The sequence below is a fragment of the Iodobacter sp. genome (assembly GCF_025352645.1).
GTDB lineage: Bacteria > Pseudomonadota > Gammaproteobacteria > Burkholderiales > Chitinibacteraceae > Iodobacter.
Genome location: NZ_JANXSO010000087.1, coordinates 20,021 through 34,530, shown reverse-complemented (window position 1 = coordinate 34,530; position 14,510 = coordinate 20,021). Strand labels below are relative to the sequence as shown.

General features: G+C 43.7%; 11 protein-coding genes. 10 read left to right on the top strand and 1 reads right to left on the bottom strand.

Annotation, left to right across the window (positions count from 1 at the left end; all coding sequences use genetic code 11):
• Positions 1 to 503: 503 nt before the first annotated feature.
• From Q0R17_RS10205 to Q0R17_RS10175, 7 genes are all read left to right on the top strand, one after another.
• Positions 504 to 1,136 (top strand): common pilus major fimbrillin subunit EcpA, encoded by a 633-nt coding sequence (locus Q0R17_RS10205; protein WP_293934724.1) that lies wholly within the window; start codon positions 504 to 506, stop codon positions 1,134 to 1,136.
• Between the two features lie 212 nt (positions 1,137 to 1,348).
• Positions 1,349 to 1,978: a common pilus major fimbrillin subunit EcpA gene (locus Q0R17_RS10200; RefSeq protein WP_293934722.1), complete on the top strand. Its 630-nt coding sequence runs from the start codon at positions 1,349 to 1,351 to the stop codon at positions 1,976 to 1,978.
• 61 nt (positions 1,979 to 2,039) lie between these two features.
• Complete coding sequence (locus Q0R17_RS10195; RefSeq protein WP_293934720.1) at positions 2,040 to 2,717, top strand: hypothetical protein; 678 nt, start codon at positions 2,040 to 2,042, stop codon at positions 2,715 to 2,717.
• A gap of 51 nt (positions 2,718 to 2,768) precedes the next feature.
• Complete coding sequence (locus tag Q0R17_RS10190; RefSeq protein ID WP_293934718.1) at positions 2,769 to 5,414, top strand: TcfC E-set like domain-containing protein; 2,646 nt, start codon at positions 2,769 to 2,771, stop codon at positions 5,412 to 5,414.
• A gap of 50 nt (positions 5,415 to 5,464) precedes the next feature.
• The gene (locus tag Q0R17_RS10185) at positions 5,465 to 7,030 is read left to right on the top strand and encodes a hypothetical protein (RefSeq protein WP_293934716.1); all 1,566 of its coding nucleotides are present in this window, start codon (positions 5,465 to 5,467) and stop codon (positions 7,028 to 7,030) included.
• Between the two features lie 330 nt (positions 7,031 to 7,360).
• On the top strand, positions 7,361 to 7,936 hold the full coding sequence (locus Q0R17_RS10180) for a hypothetical protein (protein WP_293934714.1): 576 nt from the start codon (positions 7,361 to 7,363) through the stop codon (positions 7,934 to 7,936).
• A gap of 198 nt (positions 7,937 to 8,134) precedes the next feature.
• Positions 8,135 to 10,474, top strand: coding sequence for an ATP-binding protein (locus Q0R17_RS10175; protein ID WP_293934712.1), 2,340 nt, complete (start codon positions 8,135 to 8,137; stop codon positions 10,472 to 10,474).
• A gap of 34 nt (positions 10,475 to 10,508) precedes the next feature.
• On the opposite strand, the gene nadB is transcribed toward Q0R17_RS10175, so the two are convergent.
• Positions 10,509 to 12,092: an L-aspartate oxidase gene (gene nadB, locus Q0R17_RS10170; protein WP_293934710.1), complete on the bottom strand. Its 1,584-nt coding sequence runs from the start codon at positions 12,090 to 12,092 to the stop codon at positions 10,509 to 10,511.
• 312 nt (positions 12,093 to 12,404) lie between these two features.
• Between nadB and rpoE the strand changes: the two genes are divergently transcribed.
• Genes rpoE through Q0R17_RS10155 form a run of 3 tightly spaced genes read left to right on the top strand, consistent with a single transcriptional unit; the run spans position 12,405 to position 14,504 of the window.
• Entirely contained in the window at positions 12,405 to 13,013 is a 609-nt protein-coding gene (gene rpoE / locus Q0R17_RS10165; protein ID WP_293934728.1) for an RNA polymerase sigma factor RpoE, read from the top strand.
• Between the two features lie 30 nt (positions 13,014 to 13,043).
• Positions 13,044 to 13,529, top strand: coding sequence for a sigma-E factor negative regulatory protein (locus tag Q0R17_RS10160; protein ID WP_293934708.1), 486 nt, complete (start codon positions 13,044 to 13,046; stop codon positions 13,527 to 13,529).
• On the top strand, positions 13,530 to 14,504 hold the full coding sequence (locus tag Q0R17_RS10155; RefSeq protein ID WP_293934706.1) for a MucB/RseB C-terminal domain-containing protein: 975 nt from the start codon (positions 13,530 to 13,532) through the stop codon (positions 14,502 to 14,504).
• Positions 14,505 to 14,510 lie beyond the last annotated feature (6 nt).

Below are 14,510 nucleotides of genomic sequence, written 5' to 3'. Positions count from 1 at the left end.
ACTCAGGCAAAGACAAGCCCTTTTGCATTTGGATGCCATTGACGGACATGATTCACCTCCGTAAAGCAGAACGTTCGTTCACTTTACGCCGCACGAATTGCTAAATCAAGGGTTCCGGAGCAAGAGACATAATCAGGTTATATTTTTTGTGGTCTTCATTGGTAAGAATACTCCGTAAAAAATAAATAATTTGCGGTCTGCACAAAAGCTGCTTGCTATTGCACTGGCTTTATTTTTTAGCATAGTTTGTTTTTTTATTAATACAATACATATAAATATACGTGTTGATGAATTTAAAATTAATTAATTGATCGTTTTTTTATTTTTTTGTTTGTGAAATAAGTCACACCCATTTCTTGTGCTGAAATTTTTGAGAAGATTCTCATTTATTGAATATTGGTAAGTTAATACTATTCGTTCGCTGTTCAGCGATGAGCGATAGTCGTTGTATCTAAACGCAAAAAATCGTTGTCAATTTATTATCCCATATGGGTGAGGTTGTTATGAAGCATACTAAAAAACTAATTATCGGTGCCGTGCTTGCTGCGTTTGCCTCTACGGCTGTATTTGCAGCAGACTCAGTGGCAACTGCCAAGGTTCAATGGAATAGTACGGCTGCAAAAAAAACTGACGTAGAACTGAACGTATTTGCAAGTACAGATGCGCTAACTTTTAAATGGAACCCATCTACTAAAGCTTTTACTACACCTACTAGTGATTTAACTATTCAAGCTGCCGGTAGAGCAGGTTCTACTGCTTATAGCATTACCACACAGTTGGTAGATGTAACTCTGGTGCATGAGGGCGGCGCTGCAAAAGGTGTTTTGAATGTGTCAGCAGAGCTGGGTGCGCTTGATATTGGTAAAACCCCTGTGAATATCTTGAATGGAGATGCGGGTGGTGTGAAAACGTCTATTGCGGGCTTGAATAATATGGATCTGGCTAAGGCGGGTCCAAATGTTACACCTAAAGGGACATATCATGAGGCGACAGGTATTCCTGTGAAATTTAAGATTTTTACTGCCAGCAAAGGCAATAGTTCTATTGACCTAGATGCAGTAGAAGACGGTACCTATTCAGGTGTTGTTAGCATGAGTTTTGTGGCTAAGTGGGCTGATACCGCAGTTGGTGGGTAAAGGAGCTGAGCTAGATGGTTTTACTGCAGGTAAAACTAAGTAGTTTAAAAATGTCGCTTTTGAATTTTTATCCTTAATTACAAAGTGCTAAAAGTCAGTTTTTAATTGCTCTGATTTAATTTTTGCTGGGTGGGGTTTTTATAACCCACCTGCAATTGCGACTGTTCAATGTCTTATTAATTAAATTAAATAATTTTTTATTGAGAGTAGATATGAAAACCACTAAAAAAAAATTAATAGTTATTTTTTTGTTTTTTGCCTCTAATGCTGTGTTTGCTGCAGATACAACGGCTACCGCAACGGTGAGATGGAATGCAGAAGCCATTAAAAAAGCAGATGTAGAGTTAAATGTATTTGCGAGCACTGATGCTTTGGCTTTTAAATGGAATCCATCCCAAAAAGCATTTAGCTCACCAAGCAGTTCGCTAACGATACAAGTAGCAGGTAAACCTGGTTCAAGCGGCTATAAGATTACTGCTGCAATGTCGGATAAGAAATTAAATCATATTTCTGGTGGCTCGGTAGGTTCTTTAGAAGTTTCAGGCTTTTTGGGGGGCATTCAATTAGCTGCTGTACCCGTAGAAATTTTAAAAGGTGATGATAAAAAAGTGACGGCTGCCGCTGCGGGGCTAGAAGGAATGAATTTAGCTGTTGCCGGCCCAAACTTAACACTAAATGGAATTACTTATTTCGAGGCAAGTAATGTGAATATAAAGTTTGATATTTTAAAAGGCATGAATGGCAATGTGGCAGTGACCGCCGGTAAAGATCTAGAGAAGGTGCCAGACGGTAGTTACTCTGGTGTGGTTTCAATTAGCTTTGTTGCAACTTGGTCTAAATAATTAATTTCAATGCAAAACAAGGAAAAAAATTTTCTTGTTTTGTTATTTAACCGAGGAAATTATGAATATTGCGCGTGGGTTTATTGCTTGCTTACTTAGTGGTTTGTATGTAAATGCTTCTGCAATTAATGTTGGTGTTTTGACGACGGAAATTCAGGATGATCAATTCTTTGTAGCAAAAGAAATAAAAAATCAAGAGAGCGTTGCTAAGTTTGTAACCACCAAAGTGATTGAAGTGGATAACCCTAAAAGCATGGTTCCACTCAGTACGCCTGCTCAAGTATTGGTGTCTCCCGCAACATTATTAGTGGGGCCAAATAAAAACGCCAATTTAAAAGTGTATTACCAAGGGGAGGCAGATGACAAAGAACGTTATTACCAGTTGTTTTTTATTGAACAAAATATGAGTAAGGCCTCTCATTTAACAGAAAGTACCAGTATTGATGCGCAGCAAAAAATTAGTATCGGAACAGTATTGGTGGTGCGCCCGCGTAAAATTAATTTTAAATACGAAGTGAATGGCAAAGGCCTTTTAAAAAATACGGGTAATACCTTTATTCAAGCACTTGCCATTGGAAAGTGCTCTGAAGAGGGTAAAAAAAATGCCATATTAACTTCTTGTTCCCGTGATGATTTTTTATTGCCTGGCGAGAGCGTTGATTTCTCAAAAAAAATGGATATTTTTGAAGGTTATGGCCTCTGGCGTGGAATGAAATACAAATATATAGCTGCAGAGTAATTCAGGTATTGATCCGCTTTGTTTTATTGCATCAATGTATGTAGGTTTCTAATGAAAAAGAGTCTTGTTGTTAGCAAAGTCATTAAATTAAAACAGGGCTCTTTCCTGGGAAAAAGTGTCAAGCGCACCTTGCTTGGGATGGCCTGTGGCTATTTTAATATGGGTGTGGCTTATGCAATTAGCCAAAGCGCGGTAGTAACGAGTGGCGAGATGGTAAATGAAGCGACACTCACCTCCATCGATGAAGACGCTGCGGCCGCAGTACCCCTTGTTAAATCCTCTGATGCAGCCGTGCCACTTCATGCCAAAGTAGTAGCAGGCAGTGGCAGCGCAGATGTTCGTGTTGATCAAAAAAGTTTTCCACCTGAATTTTTTGCGCTTTTGCAGCAAGGGGTAGATATCCCTTTTCTGCTACGCACGCCAACTGGGGTAGAGGAAGCTGGGCGGGCAAAAATTCGCTATACAGGCAGCTTTTTAACCCTTGATTCACTTTCTTTGAATAAATCAAAACTGAGCTTGGATTATCTGGCTTTATTTAAAGCGCAATATGGCAAGCCACTGCGTGCCAGCTCTTGCGAGCACAGCCCTGTGGTTGCAGCTATGGCATCTACTGCAGAAAATAACCCCGCTGAGCAGGCCTTAGCAGCCCCAGCGGCTGATGATTTAGGCATGTGTTTTGATGTAATGACTTTCGAATTAATAGCCTCTTTGCCTAAAGAAGCTTTTGACACCGCTGCCCGCTCTAGAGTTTTGACCCTGCCAGAGAGCACAGAGCAGCATTTAAGCTCGGTGCTTAACTACAATATGTCGATGATGAAAACAGATGGGCGAGATGCAGATGCTTATTTGCATGCGCAATCAACCACCTCATTTGGCTCTAGCTATTTGTATCTGGATGCTGATGCCCGTACGCAGCAAAACGGCAGCATTTACGAAGCCCGTTTAACCCGTGATTTTGAAGGTTTTAATGTATCTGCAGGCTATTTAAGCCTGTGGGCGATGAATAATTTAGGCAGCCTTTCTTTTACCCGTGGCGGTAAGTTTGTGGGGGTAACGGCCGGTAATAACGGCCAATCAGAAAAATCAGATGCCAGCTTGTCCCAAAAGCCCATCTTTGTGTTTATGCCTGCCAGCGGGCAGCTATCCATCTACCGTGATGGCAAGCTGCTGAATGTGCAGCAGCTTGCCATTGGTAATCAAGAAATAGATACCCGCCCGTTGCCGGTGGGTAGCTATACCGTACGGCTAGATGTGGTGGTTAATGGCCAAGTTGTTTCCAGTAAGCAAGAGTCTGTTTATAAAATGAGTAGTGGTGGCAAAGATAAGCAGATTCAAATGTTTGCTGGCCGTTACCAAGACAGCGGCGATGGCAGACTCACCCATCTGGTCGGTGTAAGCGGGCGCATGTCTACCCCTTGGGTTGATCTGGCTTCTTCACTTTATTCATACGGCTCTTTAACCGTGATTGAGCCTAGCTTTCAAAAAAGCTTTAGCTATGGCTCGATTAATGGCCAGTTAGGGCTGGCATCTGATCGCAGCTATTCCAGCAATATTTCTGCCAACCTAAATCTAGGCCCCGCTAGTTTTTGGACGATGTTAGAGCGATCAGGGTCTGGCCATGCTGTGGATAGCTATCGCACTGATCGACGCTATATCAGCGTGGGGGCAACGCTAGATTTACAAGGCCCGTTGACGCTGGAAAAAACCTCCAGCCTTACCAGTAATTTTAGTTACGATCAAATCAGCGGTAGCCATGATTCCCGCTTGGATTGGAGCCAAGGTCTCTATAGCAATAAATGGGTGGATTTGCGGCTTAATTTAGGTAAATCTTGGCAAAGCCGTGAGGATGGCAGTAGCAAGCAATCTTTGTATGCCACGGTCAATATGAACTTTAGCTTTGGCTCGGGCGGAGTAGATTACTCGCGCAGTATCGATTCAGAAAACATGGGCATACACGGAGCTTGGACGCCAACCACGGTCAATGGCCTAGATTATCTGGGTGCCGCGGTCTCGCGCAGCCGCAGCTTAGCCAGCAATGAAAGCAGCACCAATTTAGACCTGCGCGCCAATGGTGCCAACCGCATCTTTGCCTGGGATGCCACGGTAGGTAAAAACAGCAGTGCTGATGGTTTAAGTATGAGCGGTAATGTGAGCGGAAGTCTGGCAGGTAATGGCGATGGTATGGGCTGGGCCAGCCAGCGCTCAGACGCAGGGGTGATTGTAAAAATTGATGACGATGCCCGTGGTCAACTCGATTTATACCTGCATGGCCGCAGTAGCCCACTAGAAAGCACATCCTCATTTGTGGCGCTACCTGCTTTTGGCGCTGCGCCGATATCGGTACAAAGCAGTGCTAAATCACCAGAAAATTATGATATTCAAAATGGTGAAAAAGCGCTAGTGCTCTACCCTGGGAATGTGGCCACCCTTAAGCCAAGATTACGCCGCCAAGTCACCGTATTTGGCGTGCTCACCGAAAACGGCATCCCTAAAGTGGGCGTACGCCTGCATAACCATATTGGTAGCACTATCACCGCTGCAGATGGTGCCTTTGCTGTTGATGTGGACACCGATCACCCAAATGTAAGCTATAAAGTGGCCGCCAATAATACTTGTCAGATTAATTTTGATTTAAGTGCGGCCAAAGGAGCGATGTGGGTGAATGAGGTGAGTTGTGCTAAGCCGACTGTTCGCTAATCGATTGTGGCTTCACCATAATTAAATATTATTTAAAATTGAGATTTTATATGATGAAAGTAGCCAAGTTATTTTGTATTTTATTAATGATGGTTTGTTGCCCGGTGTTTGCTGCAATAGATTTAGCTAATCCCGGTTTAGTGCAGGGGGTAAGGCTTGTTGGTGATTTAAATACAACAGTAAGCGTTGGTGTTGTTGAGTTTGGAAAAGACAATCTTATTATCACAAACGGTGATTTTAAGTCTGGAGGTGTGTTTGGTAGCTGGAATGCTACACAACAGAAAGGAGCAATCGTTGTTTCCTACCCTTTTTCAGGTTCAGGCGCATGGAATAGGAATATGAGCGTAGGTTTTTATTATGAAAGTTCAGGCGTGGTGATTTCATTAATCCCTAATGGAAGTACTAAATATAATGTGGTTTCTAATTATCCATTTGCTTGGACTGTCCCTAGTAGCTATCCTTCTTCCCTTCTGTATAACAGAGTTGTTTTTCACGCTGCTAACTACCCAAACTATAAAAATGCTGATAGTGCGTCAAATAATCCACGTGGCTTGCAAATACAAATAAATAAAGGTGAATTTTTAAAAAACCTAAAGGGCAATAATATCTCAAAAATTACATCTGTTGATATTTACAATACATTTGCGGTAGGGAGTCTGAGTGCTTTGGAAAAAAATGCTAGAGACTGGGGGCAAAATAGGTCTTCTTTACGCTTGTCTTTTATGGGTACATTCTATTTTAGAAATATAGAAAATGAAACAATAACTATTAGTTCTCAAAAAAAGATATTGAGTTTCCCTACTGCTTGTGAGGAGTCTATATCCCCTGCCGGTGTGTTGTGCCCAATAAATATCGACAATGGAGTGCTATGGAAAGATATGACTATAGAATCAAAAACGCCTGGTGTTAATTTTATCAAGGAGCTAGGAGCAGGGCATGTTGCTAAGCTTGTGGGTAATGAAATATCTAATAAAGCTAAGATTTTTATCTCTTCTGATTATCTTGCTAAGGCCTTGGGTCCCACCGATGCAAGTAAAGTATTAGACGCGGCTGAAATTTCTATGTATGCAACAAAAACACCTGAATTTAAATCTAATGGGTTTTATTTTAATAGCCTTACCCTTAAGCGAGTGGACTATGCGATTGCTATTACGGAGCGTAATCTAGGCTCTGCAATAAACGGTTTCTATCAGGGCGTTGTTGGTAAAGATCCTGAAATAAAAATTCCTTATGAAATTAAACAATCTGGTCCATCTAAAGCCACCAAAATAACATTAAAAGTATCTGGCCCTCATGTTGATATAGCCGGGCGTTCTTATTGCAAGTTTTCTACTGCTGCAAAGCAAGATATTGCTATTTCGCTGACGCTAGCCTTTAGCGAAAAGGGGGGCGCTAAGCCCCAGAAAATAGCATCTGATTGCCGTGGTACAGCAATTGATATTTTAAATATGCCTTGGTCTGAGGTATTGGGCGGTAGTCAGTATGAATCATCCTTATGGCTGGATTTATTGTTTGATTTATCTTCAAGTAATGTTTCATACGATGTAAATGGTGATTTTTGGAATGGCTCGGCTAAGGCGACAGGCGATGTGACGGTGGAAGCCACTTGGAAATAGACTATTAAGTACTCATTAAAGTCATTTGTTTTATTTTTTCTGATTATGCCTCTTGCTCAATGGACTCCGTGTAAATGGATTTCTTGAGTGTTTGCCTTGGTTTTAGAGTTTGTAGGGCGGGTAAGAACCGCGAGCAATGCTGAATAAAAACGCGAGTTTCATTCGCCTTACAATATTTATAATGAGATTGAGAAAGCGGCATAGTCAGATTGTTTTTTCTATTGGAAATATTTATTCTGAGGTGATAAATAGGTGCGCATAATAAAATACTTCGTATGCTTATTGTTGCTAGTGCCATGTGCACCTGCGTGGAGTTTGTCGGTAGGGGAGATGACCTACTTTATGGGGGCGAAAAGTGCTTTTTTGGCAAAAAGCGTTAGCAATGACTCTAGTCAAGCGCGGTTTTATCAGGTGACGGTAGAAGAAACCGATCCGCCTTATGCTGGGGCACTTTTAAAAAAAGTGGAGAAGGGGGCGCTGATGTATGGCCCTAAGCAGCTGCTACTGCGCCCAAATGAAAGCAAATGGTTAAAGCTTTATTACCAAGGCCCCGCTGATAATCAGCCACGCTTTTACCGTGTGACGTTTCATGAGCGTCCAGGTTATGTAAAAGCTTATCAAGGGGCTGGGTTTTCTGGCTCGGCTAGCCTTAGTACCATTTTAGTGGTGCAGCCTCGGCAAGCACAGCAGGCGTATGTGATTGAAAATAATGTATTAAAAAATACTGGCAATACCGCTTACTTGGCTTATGTGGAAGGGGTTTGCACGGATACAAGCAAGACAGAGTCCTGTATTGCAGAGCGTTATTTGGCGCCTGGCGGTGAAATGCGGGTGGATAGTGTGTCGTTATCTGGCGCTAAGTTGTTTTTAAGTAATGAGCTGACTGTTGAAAAAATGCTGCAATAATTGCTGGAAATCAGCAGCGTAGATCAGTATATCTAGCGCGCTTTAAGTGTGTGATTTGAATTGTGCTACGTTGATCTGCTAGATGTGCGGCAGGGTTTAGCTTAAATATTTAATAAGCTTAAGAGGTACGGCAATCTCCCTTATGGGGATGTTGTCTTTTGAGTGAAAATTATGCATAGATTGACTGCATTAATCCTAATGCTAAGTTTAAATTTATATTGCCGCCAAGCAATTGGAGGGATCTATTCAGCTGAAGAATACCAATGGATGAAGCAACACCCTACTGTTTATTATACCGCAGCAGCATCTATGTATCCAATGGACTATATTGAGGGCGGGGTACATAAAGGATATGCAAAAGAATATATTGAAGAATTAGAAAAAATGACGGGTTTGTCTTTTGTATTTATACCCACTAATACGATTGCAGAGGCCAGAAAAAGAGTGAGTAGTGGTGACTTAGATATGCATGCTGCTACCATTACTCAAAATACATTAAATAAAAAAGATATGTTATTTACTCAGCCATATTATACAGGATTTACATACATTATAACTAAGGCGATGGAAACAGCTACTTTGGATGTTAAAGGGCTTGTTGGAAAAAAAGTTGCAGTAATTAAAGATAGTGTTTATATAAACATGCAAAAGGAGTTGCTGTCAGGAGTCAATTTAGTAGCATTTAACTCAATTGATGATGGATTGGCTGCTGTTGCGCGTGGCGAAATGTATGCCATGATAGGAATAAATTCAATCATCTTGCCTGTTTTACAGCGAAAGTATGCGGGGGTGTTGAGTATAGGCGGCTCAATTGCATCATTTCCTGTTAGCTATGCCTTTGGTGTTAAAAAATCACAAAAAATACTATGCTCTATTATTAATAAATCACTCAATAATATGACCGCATATGCTACAAATAAAATGTATCTTCGATGGATGGATGATGCAAATCATGGTGCGCCATCTTTGTTTTCTGTGTTGTATTACTACCGATATAGTGTGTTGATTTTTTTGTTGGTGTTTATAGTGGCAATCCAGTTTGCACATACGGCCAGAGTAGCAAGAAAGAAAGCCGAATATAGTGAACAGATTAAGACAACTTTTTTGGCGGTAATAAGCCATGAAATTCGTAACCCTATGAATGCAATTTTATCTTCGGTAGAGCTATTGCTTCGCACGCCGCTTACTCCCAAGCAAAAAGAATTAATGAGTATCGCTAATGCATCAGGCTCTGCTTTGCTTGAGCTACTGGATAATGTACTGGATATTTCAAGAATAAGCTCAAATAGAGTAGAGCTAGAATTGCGCCCCATCGCTTTAACTTCACTATTTACATCTATTGCAGATATTCATCGTATTTCTGCCGAAAAGAAACATTTAAAATTTATACTTTGTCTGCTTGAATTGGATAATAAATTCGCAATGCTCGACTCATACCGCTTGCAGCAAATACTGTCTAATTTGCTTTCTAATGCAATTAAATTTACCAGCGAAGGAGAAATTGTTTTCGCTGCAGAATTAAATAAACTAGAAGATGGCAGCATAATTTTATGCATTAAAATAATAGACACTGGAATTGGTATTTCTCAAGAGCGGCAGTTAAATTTATTTACCCCTTTTGTGCAAGCAGATAACTCTACCACACGTAACTTTGGCGGATCAGGCTTAGGTCTGGCAATTTGTAAGCGGCTAATTAAGCTAATGGGTGGGGATATTCAGCTAAAAAGCCAGCAGGGCAGAGGTACAGAAGTATTACTTTCATTGCCTATTGAATTAGTTACTTATTCTGCTTTATCTGTAGATGGTGAGAATGCAGATATTTTTGTTGCTCCTAAATTGGGGCTGGCTACGGTGTTAGTGGTTGATGACCACCCATTGAACCAAGTAAGCATAGGCAATCAGCTTAAAGAGCTGGGTTATCCTGTTTCGATTGCGCAAAGTGGGCCAATTGCCCTTGCCCTTCTTAATGGTGATGAAAGAGAAAAAATTGGCATGATTCTACTTGATTGTTTTATGCCAAAAATGGATGGCTATGAGGTGGCAAGGCGTATTCGAGCCCATGAAGAGCTGCATTGTTTAGCTCCCCTGCCTATTATTGCTATCTCAGCCGCGATTGATGATCAGCACCGTGAACAATGTATAAAAGCGGGAATGAATGGGGTTTTATCTAAGCCATTGCGTATTGTTGAGCTGGAGAAATTATTGCGCCTTTGGCTGGGGGATAAAGTTTTACCTTTGAATGAATCTGTTTCTTCCATCCCTCAAGACTTATCAAAATTATTTATTGATGCCGCATTGCTTGATTGGGATGGTTTAACGATTGCTCTGCAGTGTTCAGATTATATACAAGCAAGGGAGCATGCTCATCGAATCTATGGATCGGCGCTGGTGGTAGGAGCGGATGCAATTGCTGATGTGGCTGTGCACCTAGAGCGGTGCTTTGTGAACGCTAATAAGCCAGTAGCAGACTTACAATATTTAGTCGCAAAACTACGCAGTGAGCTTGACGCCTTTAAAGCACAAAACCCCGTAAAGTAATCACGGGGTTTTATTTTTGCAGAGCAGAAGTCTTTTAATCTGGGCTCAGAATGGTGCTTTTTGCCTCGTTTAGCATGCCTGGATAATCGCGGCTGTAATGCAGGCCGCGGCTTTCTTTTCTATCCATGGCGCAGCGCACGATCAGCTCGGCCGATTGCACTAGATTGCGCAGCTCGATTAAATCGTTAGAAACGCGGAAGTTGCTGTAGTAATCGTCGATCTCATGCTGCAGTAGCTCAATGCGATGCAGGGCGCGCTCTAGGCGCTTGTTGGTGCGCACAATGCCCACGTAATCCCACATAAAGCGGCGTAATTCATCCCAGTTGTGCGAGATCACTACTTCTTCGTCGGGATCGGTGACTTGGCTTTCATCCCACTCGGGGATATTTGGGCGCTCAGTGGTGGCGGCTTTTAAGATGTCGGTGGCGGCAGCTTTGCCAAGAACCATGCATTCCAGTAAGGAGTTGGAGGCAAGGCGGTTTGCCCCGTGTAGACCGGTGCAGGCGACTTCGCCCACGGCATAGAGGCTGGCAACATCGGTGCGGCCAGCCATGTCGCTCACTACGCCGCCGCAGGTGTAATGTGCGGCAGGCACAACGGGGATGGGCTCTTTGGTGATGTCGATGCCCAGCTCTAAGCAACGGAGATAGATATTTGGGAAGTGCTCTTTAATAAACGCGGCGGGTTTATAGGAGATATCCAGATAAACGCAGTCAAAACCGCCTTTTTTCATTTCAAAGTCGATAGCGCGGGCCACGATATCACGCGGAGCCAGCTCGGCACGTTCGTCGTGCAGGGGCATAAAGCGGGTGCCGTCAGGTAGTCTTAATATGCCGCCTTCACCACGTACGGCTTCAGTGATCAAAAATGATTTGGCGTGCGGGTGATAAAGGCAGGTGGGGTGAAATTGGATGAATTCCATGTTGGCAACGCGGCAGCCTGCACGCCAGCCCATAGCAATGCCGTCACCCGTTGCTACATCGGGATTGGTGGTATAGAGGTAAACTTTGCCCGCACCGCCGCTAGCCAGCACGGTAGAACGGGCGACGATGGTTTCAACGTGGTCCGTTTCTTTATTGTAAACGTAAGCGCCATAGCAGTGCTTACCTTCACGACCTAGCTTTTGGTCGGTAATTAAATCAACGGCAATATGTGATTCAAGCACGGTGATATTGGGGTGGGAGGCTACTTTATGCGCCAGCGTGTCGATCACGGCAGCACCAGTAGCATCTGCAGCATGAATAATACGCCGGTGGCTGTGGCCGCCTTCGCGGGTGAGGTGGTAGCCTTGATAAGCGCTATCGCCTTCGGTGTCTTTGGTGAAGGGCACGCCCATTTGAATGAGCCAATCAATCGCTTCTTTGGAGTGTTCCACAATAAAGCGTGTGCTGTCGTGATCGCACAGGCCTGCGCCTGCAACGTGGGTGTCACGGATATGCAGCTCTACGCTGTCGGTGCCATCAAGTACTGCCGCAATGCCGCCTTGTGCCCAACCACTGCCACCATCGCGCAATTCGCGTTTGGTGACCAGACCCACTTTGATGTGGTCAGCTAAGTGCAGTGCCATGGTCATCCCGCCAAGACCGCTGCCAATAATTAACGCATCAAATTCCCGCATTGCTGATGTTCCATTCCCAGAAAAATGAAATATTAACAGAGGCCAGACTTACGTAGCCGTGTATAAAGCCAAATCTGTTCGTATAAGTGCAGATTGACTTGATAAAGATCATGGTTAGCCCCATGTCACAGGTAGCCTGTCAGAATTAAGGCGGATTTGTTGTGGGAAACTGATTTTCTTATGCGCTACGCATTTTATCTTGCGTGCCAACACATCACTTCAAGGTTTGTGGGCGTCTTTAAGCAAGACACCATGCCTTGTGGGTGCTTAATTTTGACAGACAGCTAGAAATTTATTTTGGAGGTATCCTTGATTCAGCGTACCGATCGTGACATCGATCAGGAGCTTGTAGTACGGGCGCAGGCAGGTGATAAGCGTGCTTTTGAGCTGTTGGTGGTGAAGTACCAGCGTCGTGTGGCGCGGCTATTGTCGCGTCTGATTCGTGATCAAAACGAAATTGAAGACGTATCACAAGAGTCTTTTATCAAGGCCTATCGTGCCTTGCCTTCCTTTCGTGGGGAAAGTGCTTTTTATACTTGGCTTTATCGTATTGCTATCAATACCGCAAAAAATCATTTGTCGACTTTAGGCCGTCGTCCGCAGCTATTGGCGGATTACGAGGACGAAGAGGGTGAGTCGTTGGATGCTGCGGCACAAATACCGGATTACCATACGCCTGAAACTGAACTCTCTAACCGGCAGATTGTCTCTACAGTAAATGCAGTGGTGGATGAGTTGCCATCTGAGCTACGTACAGCGATTACCTTGCGTGAAATGGATGGTTTAAGTTATGAAGACATCGCTGCGGTGATGAATTGCCCCATCGGCACGGTGCGCTCACGTATTTTTCGCGCCCGAGAGGCAATAGCAAGCAAGCTGAGGCCCTTATTGGATATCGTTGGTCGAGATAAGCGCTGGTAAGCTTTGCATAAGATATGAGAGGGAAATACGATGAAAGAGAAACTTTCCGCCTTGATGGATGGCGAGCTGGATGTCTCAGAGATGGATGGCTTATTAGCTGAAATGAAACGCAAGCCTGAGTTAACGAATGCTTGGTACGATTGGCATCTGGCCAGCGATAGCTTACAAGAACATCCGCTCTTGTCGCCGCAGTTTATGCAGCGTTTTTCTGCGCGATTGGCCGCCGAGCCAACGGTGGTTGCGCCACAGCGCTTAAAGCGTAGTTCGGGGATGAAAAAACTACTGGTGCCTTTAACTGCAGCGGCATCGATCGCCTTTGTCGGTGTAGCAGTTTGGCAATCTAATACGGTTTTAAACACTGCTCCTGCAATGGTTGCGGTGCAGAGTAATCATAAAATGGTGGCAAAAGCGCCAGCCGTGCGTGCTTATTTGGCGGCGCATAGCCAAGAATCTGGCAATGTTTTGGCGGAGCGAGATATCGTTTACGCTGATTTTGGCACGGAGATTGTGCGCTAAATGAGCGACTTGCTGGATAGATTAAAACCCCTTGTATTATGTGTAAGTTTGTTTTTGCCGGTGAGTGCTTGGGCTGCGTCTGAGCTAAATAACGCAGACGCGGCTGTTTTGCTGAATCGGATGGTGGCTGCGGCCAAGCAAGCTGATTTTCAAGGTACGTTCACGCATCAGCATGGTGATGCGACAGAAACTTTCCGAATTGTGCATGTAGGCAGTGAGCCGCTTGAGATTGAGCGTCGTGAATCCTTAGATGGTCCACGCCGTGAGTACGTGAGAAAAGGCGATCAAATCAGCATTTACTTGCCTTCTAAAAGGCCAGTTTCTTTAGATCGCCGCTTTAGCTCAAAACTTTTCCCTCAGCATTTGCCAGAAACAGCCGAAGCGGTGCTGCTTAATTACAAGTTAAAGAAATTAGGCATGGAGCGGGTTGCTGGCCTAAATGCACAGGTGCTTGAGCTGGAGCCGCGGGATGTGTTTCGATTCCCTATGCGTTTATGGATGCACACTGAAAGTGGCTTAATTCTTAAATCTGAGCGTCTTGGGCCTTATTCGCAGCCGGTTGAGTTATTTGTGTTTTCAAACCTTGTGCTCGGCAAGATTGATCGCGCTTTGCTTAGCCCTGTTAATCCATTGCGCGCTGTGGTGATGGAATCCAATCAAGGCGTAGCCAGCAGCCCCGTTGAGCCTTCATGGAAGATTGAGCATTTGCCACGTGGTTTTCGCTTTCTTAAAAGTATTCAGCGCTCTTTGATCGGCAAAGAAATGCCGGTTGTGCAGCATTTGTATAGCGATGGCTTGGTGACGGTGTCGGTGTTTTTAGAGCCTGCCATCGCTGAAGTCAAAGAAGGCGCTTCTCATCAAAGTGCTATGCATATGTTTGTGCGGCAAATTGATGGAAAAATGGTCACAGTATTGGGTGAAGTACCTGCCGATACGGTAAAGGCCTTTGCGCTTGCTTTTAATCCACAAAAGTAAATAAGC